The sequence below is a fragment of the Streptacidiphilus pinicola genome (genome assembly GCF_003258295.1).
GTDB classification, from domain to species: domain Bacteria; phylum Actinomycetota; class Actinomycetes; order Streptomycetales; family Streptomycetaceae; genus Streptacidiphilus; species Streptacidiphilus pinicola.
The window spans coordinates 42,873-66,585 of record NZ_QKYN01000072.1 but is presented as its reverse complement, the minus strand read 5'-3'; the positions used below and the strand labels follow the sequence as shown (position 1 = coordinate 66,585).

Annotated in this window: 19 protein-coding genes and 2 tRNA genes; 8 read left to right on the top strand and 13 right to left on the bottom strand. The window is 71.8% G+C overall.

All coding sequences use genetic code 11. From position 1 onward, the window contains the following. Positions 1-50: 50 nt before the first annotated feature. On the top strand, positions 51-1,463 hold the full coding sequence (locus DN069_RS18865) for an MFS transporter (RefSeq protein WP_243639419.1): 1,413 nt from the start codon (positions 51-53) through the stop codon (positions 1,461-1,463). Here DN069_RS18865 and DN069_RS18860 read toward each other — a convergent pair. Continuing rightward, positions 1,408-2,397, bottom strand: a complete 990-nt coding sequence (locus DN069_RS18860) for a tellurite resistance/C4-dicarboxylate transporter family protein (protein ID WP_279387912.1) — start codon at positions 2,395-2,397, stop codon at positions 1,408-1,410. The genes DN069_RS18865 and DN069_RS18860 overlap by 56 nt on opposite strands. A gap of 173 nt (positions 2,398-2,570) precedes the next feature. Here DN069_RS18860 and DN069_RS18855 point away from each other — a divergent pair, with 173 nt between their 5' ends. Beyond that, complete coding sequence (locus DN069_RS18855; RefSeq protein WP_165845541.1) at positions 2,571-3,032, top strand: nuclear transport factor 2 family protein; 462 nt, start codon at positions 2,571-2,573, stop codon at positions 3,030-3,032. Between the two features lie 45 nt (positions 3,033-3,077). Here DN069_RS18855 and DN069_RS18850 read toward each other — a convergent pair whose 3' ends face one another. Continuing rightward, a complete protein-coding gene (locus DN069_RS18850; protein ID WP_111502265.1) occupies positions 3,078-3,749 on the bottom strand; it encodes an enoyl-CoA hydratase-related protein in 672 nt (223 codons plus the stop codon). Positions 3,750-3,863: 114 nt separating this feature from the next. On the opposite strand from DN069_RS18850, the gene DN069_RS18845 reads away from it, so the two are divergent. Continuing rightward, positions 3,864-4,793, top strand: a complete 930-nt coding sequence (locus tag DN069_RS18845; protein WP_111502263.1) for a glutaminase — start codon at positions 3,864-3,866, stop codon at positions 4,791-4,793. A gap of 7 nt (positions 4,794-4,800) precedes the next feature. Here the strand turns inward: DN069_RS18845 and DN069_RS18840 are convergent, their stop codons facing one another. Next, the gene (locus tag DN069_RS18840) at positions 4,801-6,555 is read right to left on the bottom strand and encodes a pyruvate dehydrogenase (protein ID WP_111502261.1); all 1,755 of its coding nucleotides are present in this window, start codon (positions 6,553-6,555) and stop codon (positions 4,801-4,803) included. A 153-nt stretch (positions 6,556-6,708) separates the two neighbouring features. On the opposite strand from DN069_RS18840, the gene DN069_RS18835 reads away from it, so the two are divergent. After that, on the top strand, positions 6,709-7,476 hold the full coding sequence (locus DN069_RS18835; RefSeq protein ID WP_111502259.1) for a class I SAM-dependent methyltransferase: 768 nt from the start codon (positions 6,709-6,711) through the stop codon (positions 7,474-7,476). A gap of 113 nt (positions 7,477-7,589) precedes the next feature. Here the strand turns inward: DN069_RS18835 and DN069_RS18830 are convergent. The 3 genes from DN069_RS18830 to DN069_RS18820 all read right to left on the bottom strand — a co-directional run bounded on the left by DN069_RS18830 (position 7,590) and on the right by DN069_RS18820 (position 9,615). Beyond that, a tRNA-Pro gene (locus tag DN069_RS18830) sits at positions 7,590-7,663 on the bottom strand. 74 nt (positions 7,664-7,737) lie between these two features. After that, positions 7,738-9,387, bottom strand: a complete 1,650-nt coding sequence (locus tag DN069_RS18825; RefSeq protein WP_111502257.1) for an LCP family protein — start codon at positions 9,385-9,387, stop codon at positions 7,738-7,740. 154 nt (positions 9,388-9,541) lie between these two features. Next, positions 9,542-9,615: transfer RNA gene (locus DN069_RS18820), tRNA-Pro, on the bottom strand. 230 nt (positions 9,616-9,845) lie between these two features. Here DN069_RS18820 and DN069_RS18815 point away from each other — a divergent pair. Beyond that, positions 9,846-11,930 carry a transglycosylase domain-containing protein gene (locus DN069_RS18815; RefSeq protein ID WP_243639417.1) on the top strand — a complete coding sequence of 695 codons (2,085 nt, stop codon included), beginning with the start codon at positions 9,846-9,848 and terminating at the stop codon, positions 11,928-11,930. A gap of 36 nt (positions 11,931-11,966) precedes the next feature. On the opposite strand, the gene DN069_RS18810 is transcribed toward DN069_RS18815, so the two are convergent. From DN069_RS18810 to DN069_RS18800, 3 genes are all read right to left on the bottom strand, one after another. After that, complete coding sequence (locus DN069_RS18810; RefSeq protein ID WP_243639415.1) at positions 11,967-13,244, bottom strand: polysaccharide deacetylase family protein; 1,278 nt, start codon at positions 13,242-13,244, stop codon at positions 11,967-11,969. A 92-nt stretch (positions 13,245-13,336) separates the two neighbouring features. Then, positions 13,337-14,098: a TIGR03943 family putative permease subunit gene (locus DN069_RS18805; protein ID WP_243639413.1), complete on the bottom strand. Its 762-nt coding sequence runs from the start codon at positions 14,096-14,098 to the stop codon at positions 13,337-13,339. After that, positions 14,086-15,453, bottom strand: coding sequence for a permease (locus DN069_RS18800; protein ID WP_424556302.1), 1,368 nt, complete (start codon positions 15,451-15,453; stop codon positions 14,086-14,088). Before DN069_RS18800 ends, DN069_RS18805 begins: the two co-directional genes overlap by 13 nt. A 156-nt stretch (positions 15,454-15,609) precedes the next feature. Between DN069_RS18800 and DN069_RS18795 the strand changes: the two genes are divergently transcribed. Further along, entirely contained in the window at positions 15,610-16,623 is a 1,014-nt protein-coding gene (locus DN069_RS18795) for a LysR family transcriptional regulator (RefSeq protein WP_111502251.1), read from the top strand. Between the two features lie 78 nt (positions 16,624-16,701). Here DN069_RS18795 and DN069_RS18790 read toward each other — a convergent pair whose 3' ends face one another. Next, entirely contained in the window at positions 16,702-17,661 is a 960-nt protein-coding gene (locus DN069_RS18790; protein ID WP_111502249.1) for a metallophosphoesterase, read from the bottom strand. A 93-nt stretch (positions 17,662-17,754) separates the two neighbouring features. On the opposite strand from DN069_RS18790, the gene DN069_RS18785 reads away from it, so the two are divergent. Continuing rightward, positions 17,755-18,222, top strand: coding sequence for a GatB/YqeY domain-containing protein (locus DN069_RS18785; RefSeq protein WP_111502247.1), 468 nt, complete (start codon positions 17,755-17,757; stop codon positions 18,220-18,222). A gap of 138 nt (positions 18,223-18,360) precedes the next feature. Here DN069_RS18785 and DN069_RS18780 read toward each other — a convergent pair whose 3' ends face one another. After that, entirely contained in the window at positions 18,361-20,637 is a 2,277-nt protein-coding gene (locus tag DN069_RS18780; RefSeq protein ID WP_111502245.1) for a transglycosylase domain-containing protein, read from the bottom strand. A gap of 387 nt (positions 20,638-21,024) precedes the next feature. On the opposite strand from DN069_RS18780, the gene DN069_RS18770 reads away from it, so the two are divergent. Then, positions 21,025-21,354 (top strand): WhiB family transcriptional regulator, encoded by a 330-nt coding sequence (locus DN069_RS18770; protein ID WP_111502243.1) that lies wholly within the window; start codon positions 21,025-21,027, stop codon positions 21,352-21,354. A 70-nt stretch (positions 21,355-21,424) separates the two neighbouring features. Here the strand turns inward: DN069_RS18770 and bagB are convergent, their stop codons facing one another. After that, on the bottom strand, positions 21,425-22,588 hold the full coding sequence (bagB, locus tag DN069_RS18765; RefSeq protein WP_111502241.1) for an ATPase BagB: 1,164 nt from the start codon (positions 22,586-22,588) through the stop codon (positions 21,425-21,427). Further along, positions 22,585-23,628 (bottom strand): ATPase BagA, encoded by a 1,044-nt coding sequence (bagA, locus tag DN069_RS18760; protein WP_111502239.1) that lies wholly within the window; start codon positions 23,626-23,628, stop codon positions 22,585-22,587. Before bagA ends, bagB begins: the two co-directional genes overlap by 4 nt. Positions 23,629-23,713: the final 85 nt, after the last annotated feature.

The window sequence follows — 23,713 nt, the reverse complement described above, 5'->3', positions numbered from 1 at the left end:
ATCTCGACATCAAGTTTCTTGATGTAAAGATAAAACGGGGGTGACCGGGCGTGGCGGTGACGAAGGACGCGCACAACGAAGGGCTCCTCGCCCAGCTGCGGCGGCCGCCGGGCGGCCGGGACGCGCGGGTGATGCTGCTGGCGCAGTTCGTGGACCGGACCGGCACCGGCCTGTGGGCGGCGAGCGCGGTGCTCTACTTCACCTTCGTCTCGCATCTGGACGCCCGTCAGATCGGTCTGCTGCTGGGCGTCGCCGGGATCGCGGGCATCGCCGGATCGCCGCTGGCCGGCCGGCTCGCCGGACGCTTTCCGGCCCGCGGCCTGTTGATCGCCGGCCACCTGTTGCGCCTGGCCGCCGTCGGCGGCCTGCTGCTCGGTCACGGGATCGCGGCGCTGCTGCCCGTCGTCGCCGTCACCGCTCTCGGCGAGCGGGGCGCGAAGATGCTGGAGATGCTCTTCGCGACCCGTGTCGCGGGCGCCCGCCGCACCAGCTACCAGGCACTCGCCCGCACCACCGCGAACGCGGGCTACGCCGTCGGCGCCGGCCTCGCGGCGCTCGGCCTGGCGGTCGGCACCGACACCGCGTACCGGGTCCTGGCCCTCGGCAACGGCCTCTCCTACCTTCTGGCCGCCGCCCTGGTCTGGCGCACCACCGAGCCCCGCCCGGCCGCGACCCCGGTGGCATCGTCCTCCGGCTCGGCCGCTCCCGCCGCGCCCGTGCCCGCCGCGCCCGTGCCCGCCGCGCCTGCGCGGGACGCGCGCGCGGAGCGTGGTGGGGCGCGGAGTCCGTGGCGGGACCGGGGCTACCTGCTGTTCGTGCTGCGGGACATCCCGCTCTGCCTCGACGACTCGCTGCTCAACGTCGGCCTGCCGCTCTGGCTGGTCGCCCACACCACCGCGCCGCACGCGCTCGTGCCCGCCTTCCTCGCCGTCAACACCGTGCTCGTCGTGGTGCTGCAGCTGCGCGTCTCCGCCGCGGCGGAGGGGCCGCGCGGGGCGGTGCCCGCGGTGCTGCTGTACGGCGCGGCCCTGCTGCTGACCTGCCTGCTGCTGGCCACCGCGACGGGCGGCGGCGCGCTCGGCGCGTCGCTCGCGCTGCTGGCGGCGGCAGTGCTGGTGACGGTGGCCGAGCTGCTGCGCTCCGTCAGTTCCTGGGAGCTGTCCGTCCTGCTCGCCCCCGAGGGCTCGCGCGCCGCCTACCTCGGGGTCGCCGGGATGTCCCAGGCGATCCAGAAGTCGGTCGGGCCGCCGCTGCTGACCGGCGTGGTCATGGCCGCCGGCCCCGTGGGCTGGCTGGCGATGGGCGGCGCGGTCGTCGCCGACGCGCTGGTGCAGAACCGCGCCTGCGCGCGCCGCCTGGCCGCCGCCGCGGCGACGGCTGCTGCCGCCGCCGTCGGCGGGACCGCCGTCACCGCCGCCCCGGCGTCGGCCGCTCGGCCCGCACGTCCCGCGCGGCGCTCCTGACCAGCCCGATCAGCACCACGGCCCAGGCGGCCGCCGCGATCCACAGCAGCACCTGACCCGGCGTCCGCAACCACCCGACCGACGCCGAGGCGGCGGCGGAGAGCGTGGCCACCGCCGTCATGCCCATCGGGAAGACCGTCGCCCAGCGCCGGACGTCGTAGTGCCAACGCGGGTGGCGCAGCTCCTCCACCGCCAGCAGCAGGTACCAGGCGAGGACGACCGCGAGGAGCGCGAGGGTGACCATCCGCAGCGCGTCGTGGCCCGCGCCACCGCGCCAGGCCGGGACGGCGAGCAGCTTCGCGCCCGCCAGTGCGGAGATCGCGAGCGCCCCGCCCGCCACCCAGTGGTCGCCCGCACCGGTGTCGATCTGGCGCAGGTCGAAACGGGTGAACGCCACCGCGTACAGCACCAGCCCGAGTCCGAAGCAGAGAAGCGCGGCCCAGGCGAGCCAGAGCGCGGGGAGGGCGACGGCCAGCGTCGCGCCGAGGACGGCGAGGCCCTGCGTCGCCACGCAGACCAGGAACACGGCGCCCGGCATGCCGTGCCGTTGCCAGTGCCGCAGAACGTGCGGCAGCAGCACCGCCCAGGTGACGACGGCGACCAGCAGCGCGGCGACGGCGAGCGGCTGCCGGCCGGCGCCGAGCAGGGAGACGCGCGTGCCGAGCACGGTCGTGGCCGCGACGGCGGTCAGCGCGGGCGGCGTGTCCGCCTCGTGCTCCCAGCGGTCCCGCTGACGCAGCAACCGCCGCCCGAAGTCGACGGCGAGCGCGAGCCAGGCCGCGCACCCGAGGACGAGCAGCGCCACCGAGAGCCCCTCGCTCCCGACCAGATGCAGCCCGACCGAGACGATCCCGGTGGCCATCACCGCGGACCCGGCGGCGGGCGGCAGCTCCGCCCACCACTGCGCCGCCGCCCCGGCCCGTCGCTCGGTCACCCCTCCACCGTCGGGCCCGCCCGCAGGCCCCGCAACGTGACCTGGCGTCATGCCGCGGCGGCATGGGTCCACGCGGAACAGGTCTTTCCCTGCGCGTGCGGGGCGCGGCTAGCGTCGAGAGCGCGCGGAAACGGCGCAGGGAGACACCGGAACGTCCGTCGAAGGGAACCGCCATGAGCACCGCCACCACCTCCACCGGCACCGCGACCGCGACCGCGACCGCCGACCTCACCGAGCAGAGCCGGGCCGTGGTCCGCGCCTACGTCGACTCGGCGGAGAGCGGCTACGCCGACCGGCTGGAGCGGTTCTTCGCCGAGGACGCCACCTGGACGCTCTTCGGCGAGCTGCCGGTCTCGGGCGTCTGGCGGGGCCGGGAGGCGATCCTGACGCAGTTCATGCCGAAGGCCTTCGCCCGCATGGACACCACCACGCTGCGCCTTCAGGTCACGGACATGATCGCGGAGGGCGAGCGGGTGGTGCTGGAGTGGACCTCGCAGGCCGACGCCCGGGGCGGGCTCCGCTACGACCAGCACTGCATCGGCGTCTTCACGGTTCGGGACGGCCGGATCGTCTCGGTGCGCGAGTACCTCGACACCGAGCACGCCCGGCACGTCCTCTTCTCCGCGAACGACTGAGGCGGGAGCGGCTGAGACGGGGACGACTGAGCGGGGCTCGGCCGGTCAGCCCAGCGAGGCGCCCTTCTCGGTCAGCGTCTCCAGCACCGGCGCGTACATCCGCTCCTTGATCGTGCCGACCGTCGGGCCCGCCTTGGCGGCCTGCGCGCGGGCCAGCTCGATCGCGGCGGTGCGCAGCCCCGCCTCGTCGGCGGTCGCGTCGACGATCCCGGCGGCCAGCGCGTCCAGGCCCCCGTAGCGGCGGGCGGTGACCATGGCCGCGTGGGCGGTCTGCGGGGCGAGCCGGGCCTGGATCAGCGCGGACATCCCGGGGGTGAACGGGATGTTGATGTCCGCCTCGGGCAGGCACCAGAAGCCCCGGTCGGCGCGCATGACCCGCAGGTCGTGGGCGAGCGAGAGCATCGCGCCGGCCGCGAAGGTGTGGCCCTGGAGCGCGCCGACGGTGACGAAGGGGAGCGCCAGCACCCGCGCGAACAGCGCCTGCACCGTCTCCACGTACCAGTCGGCCCGGTCGGCGTTGGCGACGAGCCAGTCGAGGTCGAGGCCGTTGGAGAAGAACTTCCCCGTCGCGGTGGTGACCAGCGCCTTCGGCCCCTCGGCCTGTTCCACCTCGTCGAGCAGTCCGTTCACGGCGGCCAGCCAGTCCGGGTGGAAGCGGTTCTCGCCGTCTCCGATGTCGAGGACGAAGACGTCGCCGTCGCGGTCGAGCGTGGGCACGGACGATCACTCCTTCTGGTCACGGTCGCTGTCCTACTGGCGAGTAACTACGCCCCACGCATCGTACCTATCCGGTGGTCGGGTGTCCCCGGTTTCTTCGGCGAGAATGGCCGCGTGGACAACGCCGTGGACTACCGGGAACTGCTCGACGCCTGCATGGCCGCCGCCCTGCGCACCAAGGGCCGGGGACGGGTCGCCGACTACATCCCCGCCCTGGCCCGCGAGGACGCGGAGTCCTTCGGCATGGCCCTGGCCACCGTCGAGGGCGAGGTCCACGGCGTGGGCGACTGGGAGCGCCCGTTCTCCATCCAGAGCATCTCCAAGCTGCTCACGCTGATACTGGCCCTCGCGGAGGGCGGTGAGACCGAGCTGTGGGAGCGCGTCGGCCGGGAGCCCTCCGGCAACCCGTTCAACTCGCTCATCCAGCTGGAGACCGAGCACGGCATCCCGCGCAACCCGTTCATCAACGCGGGCGCGATCGTCGTGACCGACCGGCTGCACAGCCTGACGGACGGACACGCGGCCGACATGGTCGTCGACTTCCTGCGAGCGGAGTCGGGCAACGAGGCCCTGCGCACCGACGCGGAGGTCGCCGCCTCCGAGGCCGAGCACGGCCACCGCAACGCGGCGCTCGCACACTTCATCGCCAGCCACGGCAACCTGGTCAACGAGGTCGACACGGTCCTCGCCGAGTACTACGCGCACTGCGCGATCACCGCCTCCTGCGCGGACCTCGCCCGCACCGGCCTGGTCCTGGCCCGCCACGGCCTGCGCGCCGACGGCACCCGGCTGCTCACCCGCAGCGAGGCCAAGCGCATCAACGCCATCCTGCTCACCTGCGGCACCTACGACGCCGCGGGCGACTTCGCCTACCGGGTCGGCCTCCCCGGCAAGTCCGGCGTCGGCGGCGGCATCCTGGCCGTCCTCCCCGGCCGCGCCGCCGTCTGCGCCTGGGGCCCCGCCCTCGACCCCGCCGGCAACTCCGTCGCGGCCGCCGCCGCGCTCGACACGTTCACCACCCTCTCGGGCTGGTCGGTGTTCTAGGGCCTCCTCAGGGCCTGGGGATGTTCCGCAGGTTGCTGCGGGCCAGGTCGATCATCTTGCCGACGCCGCCGTCCAGGACCGTGCGGCCGGCGGCGAGGGCGAAGCCCTTGAGCTGGGCGGCGGTGATCGTCGGGGGAAGGGAGAGGGCGTTCGGGTCGGTGACCACGTCGACGAGGGCCGGGCCCGGGGTGGCGAAGGCCTCGGCGAGGGCCGCGCCCACCTCCGCGGGCTTGGTGACGCGGATGCCGTGGATGCCGCAGGCGCGGGCGATCGCGGCGTAGTCGACGTCGCCGTTGTCGATCTCGTACTCGGGGTAGCCGCTGACCATCATCTCCAGCTTGATCATGCCGAGCGCGCCGTTGTTGAAGACCACGACCTTCACCGGCGCCCGCCGCGCGTACTTCTTCAGGGTCAGCAGCTCGCCCATCAGCATGCCCAGCCCGCCGTCGCCCGCCAGCGCCACGACCTGCCGGCCGGGGTGCGCCAGTTGCGCGCCGATCGCGTGCGGCAGGGCGTTGGCCATCGAGCCGTGCAGGAAGGAGCCGATGACGCGGCGGCGGCCGTTGGGGGTGAGGTAGCGGGCGGCCCAGACGTTGTTCATCCCGGTGTCGACGGTGAAGATCGCCTCGTCGGAGGCCACGTCGTCGAGGATCGCTGCGACGTACTCGGGGTGGATCGGGGTGTGGTGCTCGATGTTCTTGGTGTACGCGCCGACGACCCGCTCCAACGAGGCGCTGTGGCGGCGCAGCATGTCGTCCAGGAAGGACCGGTCCTGACGCTGCCTCAGCAGCGGCTGCACGGCCCGCAGGGTCGCCGCGACGTCGCCGTGGACGGCGAGGTCCAGCGGTGTGCGGCGGCCGAAGCGGGTCGGGTCGTGGTCGATCTGGACGGTGTGCTTGCCCGGCAGGAACGTGTCGTAGGGGAAGTCGGTGCCCAGCAGCACCACCAAGTCCGCCTCGTGCAGCGCGTCGTGGCAGGCGCCGTAGCCGAGCAGGCCGCTCATGCCCACGTCGTAGGGGTTGTCGAACTGGATCCACTCCTTGCCGCGCAGCGAGTGGCCGATCGGCGCCTGGATCGTCGCCGCCAGCCGCATCACCTCGGCGTGCGCGCCGCGCACGCCCGCGCCGGCGAAGAGCACCGGCTTACGCGCCCCGTTGATCGCCTCCGCCAGCGCCTCGACCTGCGCCTGCGCGGGCATCGGCGTCGCCCGCTCGTGCGGCTGCAGGAACGCGCTGACGCCCGTCGGGTGGGCCGCCGGCAGCGCGGCCACGTCGCCGGGGAACGCCACGACGGCGACCCCGCTCCGCCCGAGCGCGTGCTGCACCGCGGTGCGCAGCACCCGCGGCATCTGGGCCGGGGTGCTGACCATCTCGCAGTAGCCGGAGCAGTCGACGAAGACCCGCTCCGGGTGGGTCTCCTGGAAGAAGCCGGTGCCGATCTGCGCGGACGGGATGTGCGAGGCCAGGCCGAGCACCGGCACCTGCGAGCGGTGAGCGTCGTAGAGGCCCTGGATCAGGTGCGTGTTGCCGGGTCCGCAGGAGCCGGCGCAGACGGTGAGCCGCCCCGTCGTCTCCGCCTCGGCCGCGGCGGCGAACGCCCCGGCCTCCTCGTTGCGGACGTGCACCCACTCGATCGCGCCGTCCGTGCGCCGGATCGCGTCGACGACGGGGTTCAGGCTGTCGCCGACCACCCCGTAGACGCGCTGCACGCCGGCCTGGCGCAGGACCGTGATCATCTGCTCGGCGACCGTGCGGTCGGCCATGGGCTCCGCTCCCTCCGCTGCACTGCGCTGCACTTCGCTGGACTTGGCTGCACTTCGCTGCACTGGACCTCGGCTCGATCCTGCCCGCTCCGGCGCGCCGTCGGGGCGTATTTCGCGCGCGCGTCGCCGCCGGGCCGGGCCATACTCCGGATCATGGACCACTCCGCCCGCTCCTTCGAGGAGCTCGTCGCCGAGGCCGACTCCGTCCCCGTCGAGGGCTGGGACTTCTCCTGGCTCGACGGCCGCGCCACCGAGGAGCGGCCCCCGTGGGGGTACCAGCGGCTGCTGGGCGAACGCCTGCGCGGCGCGCGGGCCGCGCTCGACCTGCAGACCGGCGGCGGCGAGGTGCTCGCGGGCGCGACCGACACCTTCCCGCCCACCATGGCGGCCACCGAGTCCTGGCCGCCGAACCTCGCCAAGGCCAAGGCCCGCCTCCACCTCCGCGGCGCGCTGGTCGTGCACACCCCCGACGAGCGCGCCCTCCCCTTCGCGGACGCGGCCTTCGACCTGGTCAGCTCCCGCCACCCGGCCACCGTCCACTTCGACGAGATCGCCCGCGTGCTGCGCCCCGGCGGCAGCTACTTCGCCCAGCACGTCGGCCCGGCCACCTCCCTGGAGCTCACCGAGTACTTCCTCGGCCCCTGGCCCACCTCCGGCGCCGACCGCCACCCCGACGTCGAGTCCGCCGAGGCCCGCGCCGCCGGCCTCGACATCGTCGACCTGCGCACCGCCCGCCTCCGCATGGAGTTCACCGACATCGGCGCGGTCGTCTACTTCCTCCGCAAGGTCCTGTGGACCGTCCCGGACTTCTCCGTCACCACCCACCTCGACCGCCTCCGCGAGCTGGACGCCCAGATCCGCCGCGACGGCCTCTTCCTGGCCCACTCCACCCGCCACCTGATCGAGGCACGCAAGCGCTGAAGGACCGGCATGGACGCAGGCCCAGGGGTCGGTGCGCTCAGCACGAGCGCAGCGGAAACGGCCGGAGGCCCTGTCGATCGGATCGACAGGGCCTCCGGCCGTTACTGCGGGAGTCGGGGTGGCGGGATTTGAACCCACGGCCTCTTCGTCCCGAACGAAGCGCGCTACCAAGCTGCGCCACACCCCGGTGCAACGAGAGGTAACTCTACCGGACCCGGCGGGCTCCTTCCGTCGGGAGGGAGGCCGCCGGGTCGGTGGGGGCTACTTGACCTTGTCCGAGTCCGGGATGCCGTTCTTGGTGGCCAGGGCATAGGCCTGCTCGACGGTGAGGCCCTGGTAGGCCGCGGCCGAGGCCGGGAGGCCGCCGAGGGGGAAGGGGGTGGCCTGGGCGCACTTGACCGTGTCGCCGGCGTTCTCGGTGTGGGCGCCGGCGGTCGCCTTGCTGACGTCCGCCGGGGGCTTCGAGCCCGAGCCGCTGCCGACCTTCAGGTCGGGGCCGACGACCACGTGGACGGTGGTGATGCCGGAGGCCGTGGTGAGGGAGGAGGAGGGCAGGCCGAGGGCGGCGGCCACCTGCTGCGCCTCGCGCTTGTACTGCGGGTCCGCGGTCGAGTACTCCACCTTGCTCGCGCTCACCACGCCCGGGCTGGTGTGCTCGACGACCGTGTTGGAGTAGCCCTTGCCCGTCAGCTCGCTGCCCACCGCGGCCGCGCGGCCGGTGACCCCGGTGCCGTTGAGGACGTGCACCTCGACCGTGGACGGGTCCACGGTCGGCGTCGCCGAGGCGGTCGAACTCGCCGTCGGCTTCGGCGCGGAGGAGCCGCCCGACAGGGACTGGTCGTTGGCGATCGCGTCGAAGAGGTCCTGTGCACCCGGACCCGGCACCAGCCAGGCGTTCGGGTTGTACGGGTCCGCGGCGGTGGGCATCGTCGCGAAGGTGATGTGGTTGGTCGGGATCCCGCCCATCGTGTTGGCCAGGCTGATCAGGTTGGTCACACCGCTCAGGTCGTTGTCGACGATGAACGCGTGCGAGGCGGCCTCGGCCAGGCTGAAGACATTGGTCGGGTCGGCCAGCGTGCTCGCGCTCTTCATCTTGTGGATGAGGGCGCTGAGGTAGATGTGCTGGGTCTGCGTACGGTCGACGTCGCTCCCGGTGCCGAACGCGTGCCGGCTGCGCATGAAGGCGAGGGCGCCCTGGCCGACCAGGGTGTGCGTGCCGGTCGAGAGCTTGAGGTGGGAGCCCGGGTCGTAGACGTTGTGGTTGACGCAGACCTGGACGCCGCCGACGGCGTCGGACATGTTCACCACGCCGGCGAAGTCCACCACCATGAAGTGGTCGATGTGGACGCCGGTGAGGGCGTTGACGGCCGACACGGTGCAGCCGGGTCCGTAGTTCAGGCTGTTGGTGATCTGGTCGTGCGTCCCGAAGGTGTGGGTGACGCCCTTGCTGTCCTTGCACGGCGGGATCTGCACGTCCGTGTCGCGCGGGATGCTCATCACGGTGGCGTTCTGGTGGTCCGCCGAGACGTGGACCAGCATCTCCACGTCGGCGTGCGGCAGCGAGTAGTCCTGGCCGCCGATGCTGGAGTCCGCCGCCGCGTTACGGGTGTCGGAGCCGATCACCATGATGTTCAGCGCGCCCGGGATGACCTTGCCCTTCTGCGGCTGCGTGCCGGTGTCCAGGGCGCTGTGCTGGATGTTGCTGTCGAGCTGGTAGACCCAGGCGCACCCGGCGGCCGCGACGAGTATCACGAACCCGCTGACGCCCATCGCTATTCGTTTCGCCCGCTGCTTGGGCTTCTGCTTGCGCCTTCCGGCGCCGTTCGGGAGGGAAGGGCCGTTCGGAGCCGACTTGCCGCGCGCAGCCCGGCGTGCGGCGGCACGGCCGCCGTTGGAATCTTCGAGTGTCATGGTTGCCCACTCCTTGCCGCAGCAGGGTCATCACGCGATCGGATTCCGGGATCCTAGCCCTGTCGCATATGAGATCCGCTAGGGCCCACCCCCCGGAACACGGGTGAGGGGCGGTCTTCCTCACGGAAGACCGCCCCTCACCCACGTTCACCAGTCGGGGTGGCGGGATTTGAACCCACGGCCTCTTCGTCCCGAACGAAGCGCGCTACCAAGCTGCGCCACACCCCGGTGCAACGAGCATTACTGTAGCGGACCACCTGCCCAGGCACGAAATCCGATTCCGCAGGCCCCCGCCCCGCACGGGCCCGGAAGCCCTTACCTGGCGCCTACCCACCGGTTCGCAGGCAACCGTTCATGGTGAAGGTCACGTCCATGAGACGTGAGGGGCGCGTGCACAGGTCCGGGGGTTAATGTGCCCGGGTCGGGGCGGGGCGCCCTTGGACGTAGGGGTGGTGCACGTGCGGGTGTGGATCGAGCGGACAGCGGAGTGGGCGCGGTCGGCCGGACGTCGGCTGGAGCCGCTCGGACGGCGGTTGGGTCCGCTCGGGCGCCGGCTCGGGCCGGTGGGACGGTGGCTGCTGCGGGTCGGCCGACGGCTGGCATGGGAGTACCCGCGCCCCGGCCGGGTCGGCTGGCGGCGCTGGATGCCGTCCTGGCGGCAGTGGCTCGGTGGTGCCGCGTACCTGATCATCGCGCTGGTGGCGACCACCGGGATCGCCTTCGCGATGACGGACATCCCGAAGAACCTCAACACCTTCGCCACCCAGCAGGTCAACGTCTACTACTGGGCCGACGGCACCGAGATGGCCCGCACCGGGCCGGTGGACCGCCAGGCCGTGCCGCTGGGGCAGATACCCAAGCCCGTCCAGTGGGACATCCTCGCCGCCGAGAACGAGACCTTCTACTCCGACGACGGCGTCTCCCCGCGCGGCATGATGCGCGCGGTCTACGAGATGATCAAGGGTGGCGACACCCAGGGCGGCTCGACGATCACCCAACAGTACGTAAAGAACGTCTACCTCAACCAGCAGCAGACGGTGACCCGCAAGCTCACCGAGGCGTTCATCGCGATCAAGCTGGACTCCAAGCTCAGCAAGGACCAGATCCTCGACGGCTACCTGAACACCAGCTGGTTCGGCCGCGGCACCTACGGGATCGAGCGCGCCGCCCGCGCCTACTACGGCGTGGACGTCTCCCAACTCAACGTCAGCCAGGGCGCCTTCCTGGCCAGCCTGCTCAAGGGCGCCGGGATGTACGACCCGGCGATCAGCCCCGACAACCAGCAGCGGGCCGTCACCCGGTGGAAGTGGATCCTGGACCGGATGGTGGTGATCCACCAGCTGACCCCGGCGCAGCGGGCCCAGTACACGACCTTCCCCGAGCCTATCCAGCCCCGGCTGCAGGGCGGCCTGACCGGCCAGACCGGCTACCTCGTCGACCTGGCCACCCAGTACGTCACCGCGCACTCCTCCGTGGACCCGCGGCTGTTCGACCTCGGCGGCTACCAGATCTACACGACCTTCCAGAAGCGGCGGGTCACCGCGCTGGCGGCGTCGGTCAAGGCGGCGTCGAAGGGGCTCGACCCGGCGAAGCGGCCCGCGGACAAGGACGTCTCCTTCGGCGCGGCCACCGTCGCCGCCGACGGCCGGATCCTCGCCGTCTACGGCGGCCCGGACTACGTGAAACAGGGCTTCGACGACGCCAACACCGCGACGGTGCCCGTCGGTACGGCGTTCACGCCGCTCGTCTACGCCGCGGGCCTGACCGACGGCGTCCAGCTCCAGCCAGGCGGGTCGCGAACGCCGGTCAGCGGCACCTCGGTCTACGACGGCGACAACAAGATGCCGGTGCAGACGCCGGAGGGCCCGTACTGGAACAAGGACGGCCAGCTCGTCAAGATCAACAACGACGGCGGCCGCTCCTTCGGCAAGGTCACGCTGCACCAGGCCGTGGTCGACTCGATCAACGGTCCGATGGCGCAGCTCGGCATGGACGTCGGCCTCACCCAACTGCGCGGCACCGTGGAGAAGTTCGGTCTGCTGCCGGCCAGCATGGGCGAGCCGGTCCCGGTCTTCCCGCTGGGCAACTCCACGCCCAGCGCGATCCGCATGGCCGATGCCTACGGCGCGTTCCCCGGCGAGGGCCGCCACGTCGAGCCGTACTCGGTCTCCCGGCTGCTGTTCAGCGGGCACGACGTCGGCGTCGACCGGCCGCAGCCGGTGCAGGTGATGACCGCCGACGTGGCGCACGAGGTGGACTCCGCCCTCACCGAGTCCGTCGCCTCCGGCGCGGCCCAGGGCGCCAGGCTCCCCGGCGTCGAGGTGGCCGGCAAGGCGGGCACGATGCTGGACGCGACCTCCGGCTGGTTCATCGGCTACACCGGACAGTCCGTCACCGCGGTCACCATGTTCCACGCCGACCCGAACAACGGCCTGATGCTCCCGCTCACCGGCGTCATGGGCGCCCCGGCCGCCCAGCCCACCAGCACCGTCCCGACCCGGATCTTCGCCCGCTACACGCGCGCCACGGCGAGCCTGGGCTGAGCCCGAACGCCGGCGGGGCCTACTGGCGTTCGGGGCCTACGGGTTGTGGGCCTCGTCGGCGGCGGTGATGAAGGTGGACCAGTCCGGAGCCTCGCCCGGGTCCAGGGAGCGGAGCTTGGTCAGCACGGCCGGGCTCTGCGCGTCGAGCCAGTCGGCCATCTCCTTGAAGGAGACGCAGCGGACCTCGGGCTTGGTGCAGACCGTCTTGATGACCTGGTCGATCGACTTCATGTAGATGCCGCCGTTCCAGTCCTCGAAGTGGTTGCCGATGAAGAGCGGCGCACGGCTGCCGTAGTAGGCGCGGTTGAAGCCGTTGAGGTAGCCCTGCACCGTCGTCTGCTGCCAGCCGGCGAACTTGCTCGGGTCGCCCTGCGGGTTGCTGTTGGACTGGTTGGCGAGGAAGTTGAAGTCCATGGAGAGGACCTGGAAGTTCTTGTTCGGGTAGGGGATCAGCTCCAGCGGGAAGTTCCAGATGCCGTCGATCTTGTGCGGCCAGGCCTGGAAGTCGCCCGGGGAGCTGGCGTCGTAGCGCCAGCCCAGCTGCTTCTCCGCCGGTATCAGCGTCTTCTGGCCCTCCAGGCACGGCGCGCGTCCGCCGACCAGCTCCTTGCTGTAGTCGAAGGGCAGCGCGGGGATGTCGGTGAAGCCGGTGTCCGTCTTCCAGTTCTCGACGAACGAGTAGGCCTGCTTGGTCTCGTCCAGCCATTCCTGGGTGGACCAGTCGCCGCCGCCGCCCGGGCCGCAGAAGTGGCCGTTGAAGTGCGTGCCGATCTCGTCGCCGTCCTGCCAGGCCAGGCTCAGCTGCTCCAGGGTCGACCGGACGTGGGCCTCGGTCGGGAAGTCGATGGCGGCCGTGCCGACGCCGTGCCCGTGCGGCGGACGGTAGAGGAACCGCTTCGAGCTCGGCACCAGGTAGATGCCGGTCAGGAAGAAGGTCATCTGCGCGTTGTACTGCTCGCCCAGCTCGCGGTAGTGGGAGAAGAGCTTGGAGTCGTTCTCCAGCGCGCCGTCCCAGGAGATCACCACGAACTGCGGCGGCCGCTGCCCGGGTTGGAGCGGGGTCGCGACCGGCTGCTTGGGCTGCGGACCGGTGTAGGAGGTCGAGCCGTCGCCGATGAGATGCGTCTTGCCGTCCCAGGGCTTCCCGTTCTCGCCGGGTATGCCGCCGGGCGAGGCGGCCTGGACGCTCAGGTCTGCCGCGGAGGCGCTCCCGGAGCCGCTGCCGCGGTCGGCGAACACCGGCACCGTCGCCACCGCCAGCGAGACCCCGCCGACGAGCAGGGCGGCACGCAGCCGGTTCCCCCTCGGCACCATCCGAGCTTGCATTCTTGCCCCCACGCTAGGTCGTACGGCTCAACGGTGTATCACAGTCGTATGTGAGGGCGATCCGACCGCTCATGGTTCCGTTACTCGTACGGATCGGCGGGGGTCGGCACGCCGATGAGCGAGGTGGCCGTCAGTACCGGGATGTCGTCGTCGTGACCCGTCCGGCCGTCCGGCTGCCAGGTGCCGGTGACCTCGACCCAGGTGCCGCGGCTCGGCACCGTGGCCAGGCCGCGCACGTCCACGCGGTAGGTGACCGCGTCGGCGGCGCAGCAGGTGATGGTCAGTCGGGTCAGGTACCAGCCGCCGCCGGGCTTCGGCATCGCGAAGCCGGTCAGCCGCACGTGGCGGCCGCGCAGCGAGCCCTGCGGGTCCCAGACGGCGCGGACGACGAAGTCCGCGATCGGCAGCGTCAGCGGATCGCCCGCCGCGAGCGCCGGGAAGCCGGCGCTCGCCGGCTTGGCGACGGTGGCCGCGGTGTGCTGCGCGGTGTAGTCCCCGAGCGCGGGCGGCGCGGCCAGGAACACGGCGGCGAGCGGGCACAGCAGCAGCCAGGCCGCCCGCAGATGGCGGTGCGCGTGCCCGTCGGACCCGCTGCCCTCCGCGGCGCCGTCCTGGTGCGGGACGGCCGCCGCCGGGGCGGGGGAGAGCAGCGTGCGCGCCAGCAGGAACGCCCGGACCAGGCCCAGCGCCAGCAGCACCACGCCCGCCGTGATCAGCCACGGATGCATGCTCCGTCGCACGTACCGCAGGTAGCCGTCGCCGAAGAGGGACAGGTGCAGCAGCGCCGCGCCCGTCAGCACCAGCAGGATCGCCCTCGCCTCACGCAGCATCAGAGCAGCCACCCTCCGACGAGACCGGCGCAGACCACCGCGACGACGAAGGTCGCCGCGGAGAAGCGCCAGGCGAAGGCCCGGCCGAAGGTGCCGGCCTGCAGGCTGATCAGCTTGACGTCGACCATCGGGCCCACGACGAGGAAGGCCAGCCGGGCCGTCGGGGAGACGGCGGTCAGCGAGGCCGCGACGAAGGCGTCCGCCTCCGAGCAGATCGCCAGCACCACCGCGAGCAGGCCGAGCACCAGCAGGTTCAGCACCGGCACCGTGCCGACGCCCACCAGCAGCGAGCGCGGCACCAGCACGTTCAGCGTCGCCGCCATCAGTCCGCCGACGACCAGGAAGCCGGCCGACTGCAGGAAGTCGTGCTCGAGCGCGGCCAGGAACGAGCGCACCCGGCCGCCCTCGTGGTGCTCGTGGGAGCGCAGCTGCGGACGCAGCCACTCGGGCCGGCCGAAACCGATCCAGAGCCAGCCCATCACCACCGAGGCCAGCAGCGACGCGAGCAGGCGGCCCCAGACCATCTGCGGCTGGCCGGGGAACGCGACCGCGGTCGCGGTCAGCACGACCGGGTTGATCGCGGGCGCGGACAGCAGGAACGCCAGCGACGCGGCCGGCGCGACGCCGCCCGCCATCAGCCGGCTGGCGACCGGGATCGACGCGCACTCACATCCGGGCAGCAGCGCCCCGGCCGCGCCCGCGATCGGCACGGCCAGCGACGCCTTGCGCGGCAGCAGCCGCTCCAGCAGCGAGGGCGGCACCAGCGCCGCGACCGCCGCCGAGACGACCGTGCCGAGCACGACGAACGGGAGCGCCTGCACACAGATCGCCACGAAGACGGTCTCCCAGGCCTGCAGGCCGGCGGAGCCGATCTGGCCCGAGGTCAGGAAGCGCAGCGCGAGCAGCAGGAAGAGGCCGACGAGCAGCAGCTCGAGCGAGCCGATCCGCCCGCGCAGTCGCTCGGCCAGCGCCTTGGCCGGGCCGAGCCGGTCCATCCACGCGGGAGCCGCGGTGGCCGCGGCGGCGGGCGCCTCGGTGGGCGCGCCGACCGACGACTCGCTGGAGTCGTCGGCGTAGATCGAGGGCTCGGTGAGCTCCGGGGCGGATGCCGCCGGCTCGGCGGACTCCCACGCGTAGGGCACGTCCGCGTGGCCCCGCGCCGTCTGCTCGAACCAGGGGAAGTCGGAGCCGGGGGCGTCCGCGGACGGCGCCGAGAGCCGGGGCTGTTCCGGGATCAGCGCGGGCTGCGGCCCGTGCGCGCGTGATCGCGACGTGCTCGAACCGTTGGCCGCGCTGCCGTTCGATGATCGAGAGCCGTTCGGGTGCAGTCGTATCGGACTACCCGATTTTCGCCCATGTGTTCCCACCTGCGTGATGATGTCATGGGGATGACCAGCCGCGTCACTGTTCTCTCGAACCTCGGACACATCTGTGGCCATGCTGTGCCTTGTTCAACGCGTGTTCGCAAGAACGTCCGACACCTTCATGCCGTACCGGCATGACCGAGCTCCTAAGATGGACCCATGTCCGAGCTGCGCCGCCTGCGGTATTTCCTGGCCGTCGCCGAGGAACGGAACTTCACCCGTGCCGCGGAGCGGCTGCACATCGCGCAGCCCGCGCTGAGCCGGCAGGTGCGTGAGCTGGAACGGGAGCTCGGCGTCGAGCTGCTCCTGCGCACCACGCACAAGGTCGAGCCGACCGAGGCCGGCCGGATGCTGCTGGAGCGCGGGCCCGCGCTGCTGGAGGCGGCCGACAGCCTGTGGCACGGCGTCCGCGCGTTCGCCGACGGCCGGATGGGCAGCGTCTCCCTGGGCTACGGCATGAGCGCCGGCTACGAGACCGCGCCGCAGCTGCTGCTCGCGATGGGCGAGGAGGCTCCCGGCATCGAGGTCTCCGCCCGGGTGATGGCCTTCGCCGACATCATCGACTCCGTCGCCGCCGGCACGCTGGACGTCGGCCTGGTCCGTTCCGCGCAGCCGGAGGCGCTGCCGGACGACGTGGAGCTGACGCTGCTGCGGCGCGAACGCCAGGGCGTCGTGATCAGCAGCGAGCACCCGCTGGCCGCGGCGGGCGCCGACTCCGTCGACCCCGCCGCGCTGGACGGTCTCAAGCTGCTGCTGCACCCGCGCACCCACAACCCGGGCCACTACGACGAGATCATGGAGATCTGCGCCCGCGCCGGCGCCCGGCCCGAGGTGCTCTACCGAGGCCTCGACTTCGACGCCTCCTACACCCCTGTCGCCTCCGGCGCGGCGGTGACCATGGTCGGCTACTCCGGCCGGATCGGCCTGCCCAGCGGACTGCTCTGGCTCCCGGTCACACCCGCCGCGTACATCGAGGTCCACCTCGTCACCCGCCGCGAGAACCGCTCGCCCGCCGTCGCGCGGCTGCTGCGCGTCGCGGAGCAGACCTCCCGTCAGCACGGCTGGCTGACCGGCGCGCTGGAGGAGCCCTCCGCGACCGGCGTCAAGGACCGCCGCACGCTCGGCCTGGAGGCCGCCGACATCGGTGCGATCGACGGCGCCTACGAGGTCTGACGCCGGTCCCGCCGGGCGCGGCCGCGCCCGGCGGGAGCGAACGACCGCTCAGCCCGCGTCGAGGAAGGTGCCCGGCAGTCAGTCGCGGGCCCGCGGACGCAGCGTCAGCAGCGTGGCCTCCGGCGGGCAGGCGAAGCGGACGGGGGTGTAGCGGTTGGTGCCGCAGCCCGCGGAGACGTGCAGGAAGCTGCGACGCCCCCCGGCGGTGTGCGTGGACAGGCCCTTCACCCGCTGCCGGTCGATGTCGCAGTTGGTGACCAGCGCGCCGTAGAAGGGGACGCACAGCTGTCCGCCGTGCGTGTGCCCCGCCAGGATCAGCGGGTAGTTGTCCGCGGTGAACGCGTCCAGCACCCGCAGGTAGGGCGCGTGGACCACGCCGAAGGAGACGTCCGCGTCGGTGGAGGGGCCACCGGCCACCTCGGCGTAGCGGTCCCGCCGGATGTGCGGGTCGTCCAGACCTGTCAGCTCCAGCTCCACGTCGTTGACCTTCAGCGCGCCGCGCCGGTTGGTCAGGTCCACCCAGCCCGCCGCGTCGAAGCCGTCGCGCAGCTCCGTCCACGGGTTGTGGATCGCCCCGACGATGCCGCGCCGCGCGGAGCCGTCGGCGTTGTTCATGCCGTGGTTGCCGCTGAGCATCGCCGACAGGTAGCGGGTCGGGTTCTTCGGCTGCGGGCCGTAGTAGTCGTTGGAGCCGAAGACGTACGCACCGGGGAAGTCCAGCAGCGGGCCCAGCGCGTCCAGCGTCTGCGGCACGGCCTCCGGGTCGGAGAGGTTGTCGCCGGTGTTGATCACCAGGTCCGGCCGCAGTGCGGCCAGGCCGCCCAGCCACATCTGCTTCTTGCGCTGCCCGTTCACCATGTGGATGTCCGACACCTGCAGCACGCGCATGGGCTTGGCGCCCGGCGGCAGCACGGGGATCTCCACCCGCCGCAGCCGGAACGAGCGCACCTCGTACCCGGCGGCGTAGCCGACGCAGGCCGCGCCGATCGCGGCGGTGACTCCAAGGGCCTTCAGCGAAGCGGAGTATCGGGTGCGCATCCGTCCATGGTGGCAGACGCCGCGCCGCGCCCCGCACGACGGGTGTCCTGTTAATCCCGGCATCGGCCTGGGCGGAGGTGTCAGACTTGCGCCATGACCACCAAGCTCAAGCAGCAGTTGCAGGAGGACCTCACCGCCGCGATCCGGGCCCGTGACGATCTCCGTTCCGGCACGATCCGGCTGACCCTCGCCGCCATCACCAAGGAGGAGGTGGCCGGCAAGACCGCGCGCGAGCTCAGCGACGACGAGGTGCTGCAGGTCATCACCCGCGAGGCGAAGAAGCGGCGTGAGGCCGCGGAGGCTTTCGAGCTGGGCGGTCGCACCGAGTCGGCCGCGCGCGAGCGCGCGGAGGGCGAGGTCCTCGCCGAGTACCTGCCCAAGCAGCTGAGCGACGAGGAACTCGTCGCCATCGTCACGGCCGCGGTCGCCGAGGCCGCCGCGTCGGGCGCCGAGGGCCCCCGCGCCATGGGCGCGGTCATGAAGCTCGTCAACCCCAAGGTCAAGGGCCTCGCCGAAGGCGGCCGCGTCGCCGCGGTGGTCAAGCAGGCCCTCAACGGCTGACGTCAGGGGCGCGGGGAACTGCGCGAGCAACCACCCTGTGCGGATGGCCCTGCTCGCTGAGCGACTCACCACACACGGTGGCTTGTCGCGCAGTTCCCCGCGCCCCTGAATAGTGCAACTGCTCCGTAGGCGGAAGCGTCAGTGCCCGAAGGGGTTGCCCGTGCCGCCGCCGGCGATGCCGACGAAGCCGGTGTTGCCCAGGATGGTGTTGCCGCCGGTCGTGGTGGTGCCGCCACCGTTCTTGCCGCCGTGCTTGCCGTTGCCGTTCCCATTGCCGTTACCGTTGCCGCCCGTCGTGCCCTTGCCGTCGTTGGACGGGTTCGGCGAGGCCGGCAGCGGGAGCAGCGTGAAGTTGCTCGGCGGGACGTTGGCCAGCGCGCCGTCCATCGCCTGGAGCCAGATCGGGCCGGCCAGCGTGCTACCGAACGCGGTGTTGTACGGGACCGCGTTGCCGCCGATCAGCTGGCCGTCGTCCAGCGGCTCCAGCTTCGCCGTGTCGGAGACGACCGTCGCGGCCGCGATCTCCGGCGTGTAGCCGATGAACCAGACGCTGGCGCTCTTGTCGGTGGTGCCGGTCTTGCCCGCGCTGGGGCGCCCGTCCTTGAAGGCGTCGACCGCGCCGGTACCGTCCTGGACCACGCCCGCCAGCATCGAGTTGACCGCGTCGGCGCTGCCCTGCTGCATCACCTGCTGGCAGCCCGCCTGCGGCACCGCCAGCTGCTTGTGGTCGGCCGTGGTCACCGAGGTGAGCGCGGTCGGGGTGCAGTAGAGGCCGCGCGCGGCGAACGCCGCGTACGCCGCGGCCATCTGCAGCGGGGCGACGTCGTTGGTGCCGAGCGTCATCGACTGGACCACGGAGAGCGGGTCGAGCTGGCCGGGGACCTTGTACTCCGAGGCCTGCGTCTTGATGCCGAGCTTGTTCGCCATCGTGGCGACGTTGCACAGGCCCGCCGCCTGCTCCAGCGAGACGAAGTAGGTGTTGACCGACAGCGCCATGGCCTTGGCCATGTTGTAGGGGCCGACCAGGTTGTGGCTGTCGTTGTGGTCGTTCGGGACCGGGGACAGCGTGCTGCCGCTGCAGTCCTGCATCGCCGGGTAGTCGTCGGAGTAGGGCGACGGGTAGGTGGTGTCCATGCCCAGGCCCTGGTCGAGCGCCGCCGCGGCGGTGATCGGCTTGAAGGTCGAACCGGTCTGGAACCCGAAGCCGCCGCCCATGGTCGCGTCGACGTTGTAGTTGATCGTGGTGATGTCGGCCTGCGGGCCCACGCCGTACGGACGGCTCTGGCCCATGGCGAGGATCTTGCCGGTGCCCGGCTGGACCATCGACATCGCGGTCGCGGCCTTGTCGCCCGCGTAGACGTGCGAGGTCACCGACTTGTACAGGGACGCCTGCGCCGTCGGGTCCAGCGTGGTGTGGATCTGCAGACCGCCCTGGTCCCACAGCGCCTGCCGGTCCGCCTTGGTCGCGCCGAAGGACGGGTCCTTGAGGATCACGTGCTCGACGTAGTCGCAGAAGAAGGCCTCACCGTTGTGGTTGGCGGTGATGCAGCCCTCCTGGGCCTTGTGCGGGTTGAGCCCCAGCGGCGTCGCCTTCGCGGCGGTGGCCTGCGCCTGGGTGATCGAGCCGTACTCGGCCATCTTGTCGAGCACGGTGTTGCGGCGCTTGAGCGCGACGTCCGGGTAGACCAGCGGGTCGTAGTAGGTGGGCGACTGGACCATGCCGGCCAGCAGCGCCGCCTGCTGCACCTTCAGGTCCGCGGCGTGCACGCCGAAGTACCGCTCCGCGGCGGCCTCGATGCCGTAGGCCTGCTCGCCGAAGAAGGTGATGTTGAGGTAGTTGGTCAGGATCTGGTCCTTGGTCAAGGTCTCCTCGACCTTGATCGCGTACTTCAGCTCCTGGATCTTGCGGCCGACCGTCTGCCGCTGGGCCTCCAGCACCTGGGCCTGGTCGTTGCCCGCCTTCTCGACGAAGACGTTCTTCACGTACTGCTGGGTCAGCGTCGACCCGCCCTGGACGCCGCCGCCACCGCTGTTGTTGGTCAGCGCGCGCAGCATGCCGCGCAGGTCGATGGCGCCGTGCTGGTAGAAGCGGTTGTCCTCGATGTCGACCAGCGCCTGGCGCATCACGGGCGCGATCTGGCTCTCGGTGACGACCGTGCGGTCGCGCGAGTACACCTTGGCGATGACGTTGTTCTGGTCGTCGTAGATGTACGAGGCCTGGGACAGCGGCGGCTGGGTGAAGTCGGCCGGGAGGTTGTTGAAGTCGTTGGCAGCGGACTTCGCCCCGAGCCCGAGCGCCCCCACGGCGGGCAGCGCGAGCCCTGCCACGAGGCCGCCCGCCAGCACGCTCGCGCCGAGAAGCCGGGCGCCGAGCGAGATCTGCTGGAGGGGGGACACCTTGCGCTTCGCTGCCATGGGAGCACCTTACGCGGCGTTCTTGGGACACGCGGGCAGGTGTTCGCCTAGTCTTGTCACAAGCGTGCACCAACTTGCTGTGCGCTCTCTTGATTCACTCTTGTGGGTGATGAGAGATGACCGAATCGTGGGGGATTGCCTGGCATATGCCAGGCGAATGCCCAGGCGGGAACGGTGAGGCGGGCCCCCGAAGCCCAGACAGCCCGCCGACCTGCGATCACTCCAACGGGTGATCTCGCGAGCACGCATAGTCCAAATGGGCCATAAGGATTGGGCCCCAGGGGGCTGTTGCAACGCGCACTTCTTCCGTAACGTCCTCAACTGGCAACGGCATATTCGCCGTTGCCGCCGTGGGGGAGCCTCGATTCGGGAGAGGACGGCGCCAGCATGAGCTGGGTTGAGGACTGGAGTGCGCAGGCCGCCTGCCGCACCAGCGATCCGGACGAACTGTTCGTCCAGGGGGCGGCACAGAACCGCGCCAAGGCGGTGTGCACCGGATGCCCGGTGCGGACCGAGTGCTTGGCGGATGCTCTGGACAACCGTGTCGAGTTCGGTGTCTGGGGAGGCATGACCGAGCGCGAGCGCAGAGCGCTGCTGCGCCGTCGGCCGACGGTCGTCTCGTGGCGCCGTCTCCTCGAGACCGCGCGCAGCGAGTACGAGCAGGCGTACACCGGCACGGTGGACGTCGACCACCTGGACTTCGCCGAAGCCGGCTGAGGCGTGTAGCTGCACTGTCCAGGGGCGCGCGGCGGAGCCGCACGGTGGCACAGCCTCGCGCCCCTGACGGTTACTCGCGTGCCAGCAGCTCGCCGACCGCCCGCAGGCCCTCCAGGTCGTGGACGTCGCCGGCGAGGGCGGAGACCTCGGTCACGCGGACGTCCGGGTAGACGGAGGCGAAGCGGTCGCGCATGCGGCGTTCCCTCGCGATGATCCGCATGCGTTCCGCGTGGAGGCGCAGCAGTCCCGCTGCGAGCTGTTCCGCGTCGCCCGGTGGGGCCTCGTCGAGGGACTCCGCCGCCGCCCGGGCGCGCTCCGCGCTGAGCTGGGGTGCGCCCGTGCCGTGGACGCGGTTGAGGACCAGCCCGGCCAAGGGCATCCGATCGGCCTCCAGCCGGTCGACGAAGTACGCCGCCTCCCGCAGGGCGTCCCGCTCCGGCGCGGCGACGACGAGGAACGCGGTGCCCTGGGCCTGCAGCAACGCGTACGTCCGGTCCGCGCGCTCGCGGAAGCCGCCGAACATCGAGTCCATCGCCGCGACGAAGGTGGAGACGTCCTGCAGCACCGTCGCGCCCAGCACCTTGCTCAGCACGCCGGTGAACATCGTCATGCCGACGTTCAGCATCTTCATCGCGCTGCGCCCGCCCACCTTCGCGGGAGCGGTCAGCACCTTGATGAGCCGTCCGTCCAGGAAGGACCCCAGCCGGTTCGGCGCGTCCAGGAAGTCCAGCGCCGAGCGGCTCGGCGGGGTGTCGACGACGATCAGGTCCCACGTCCCCGTGGCATGCAGCTGGCCCAGCTTCTCCATCGCCATGTACTCCTGCGTGCCGGCGAAGCCGGAGGAGAGGGACTGGTAGAAGGGGTTCTCCATGATCTGCCGGGCGCGTTCGGCGTCGGCCGCGGCGAGCACGACCTCGTCGAAGGTCCGCTTCATGTCGAGCATCATGGCCTGCAGCTCGCCCGGCCCCGAGACGCCCTTGACGACCCGTGGGGTGTTGTCGAGCTCGGTGAGGCCCATCGACTGGGCCAGCCGCCGGGCCGGGTCGATCGTCAGCACGACGACCTTGCGGCCGCGTTCGGCCGCCCGCAGGCCCAGCGCCGCCGCGGTCGTGGTCTTGCCGACGCCGCCACTGCCGCAGCAGACGATGATCCGGGTGCCCGGATCGTCCAGCAGCGCGTCCACGTCCAGCTGACGCGTGGTCAACGCCTGGGAGGAATCGGAAGAAGAGGTCACGCCGCCCCCTGGGTCCGCAGTTCGGCGGCCAGCCGGTAGAGGCCGCCGAGGTCGACGCCGCCCGACAGCTGCGGCAGTTCGTAGGTGGGCAGCCGCAGGCCCTGGATGTCAGCTCGTTGGGCGCGCTCCAGTTCGACGCGCGCGGCGTGTTCGCGGCCCTCCGCGAGCAGCGGGCCGACGAGCTTGCGGACCGCCGGGCCGGGGCCGCCGCCGTTCGCGGCGGTACGGCGTCCGCCGAGGCCCGCCTCGGTCAGCGCGAGCGCCAGCTCCTCCTCGTGGCCGTCCTCGGCCGCCAGCAGCGCGGCCTGGTCCAGTACGGGCGGGCGGACCATGTTCACGAAGACGCCGCCCACCGGCAGCTTGGCCGCGTGCAGGTCGGAGACCCCGTCCACGGTCTCCTGCACCGGCATCTCCTCCAGCAGGGTGACCAGGTGCACGGCCGTCTCCGGGGACTGGATCACCCGCATGACCGCCTGCGACTGGTTGTGGATCGGCCCGACCCGGGCCAGGCCCGCCACCTCGGTGTTGATGTTGAGGAACCGGGTCACCCGGCCCGTCGGCGGGGCGTCCATCACCACCGCGTCATAGACACGGCGCCCGTCCGGGCGACGTCGGCGCACCGCCTCGCAGGCCTTGCCGGTCAGCAGCACGTCCCGCAGGCCGGGCGCGATGGTCGTGGCGAAGTCGATGAAGCCGAGCTTGCGCAGCGCCTTGCCCGCGCGGCCCAACTTGTAGAACATCTCCAGGTACTCCAGCAGCGCCTGCTCGATGTCGATGGCCAGCGCGAACACCTCGCCGTGGCCGCGCCCGCCGGCCACCTTGCGCTCCTCGTAGGGCAGCGCGGCGATCCCGAAGAGTTCCGCGATGCCCTGGCGCTCCTCCACCTCGATCAGCAGGGTCCGCCGGCCCTCCTTGGCCAGCGCCAGCGCGAGCGCCGCCGCGACGGTGGTCTTGCCGGTACCCCCCTTGCCGGTGACGACGTGGAGCCGGACGCCCTCCCAGTCCGGACCGGTCGGACCTGCGGGTGGAGCTGCGGGCATGAGCCGTGCCTCCCTGGCGATCGCGCGTCACCTCAATGCTGCCGTCCGGTCGAGCGTAACCAATGGGCATCCGGTGGACGGGCTA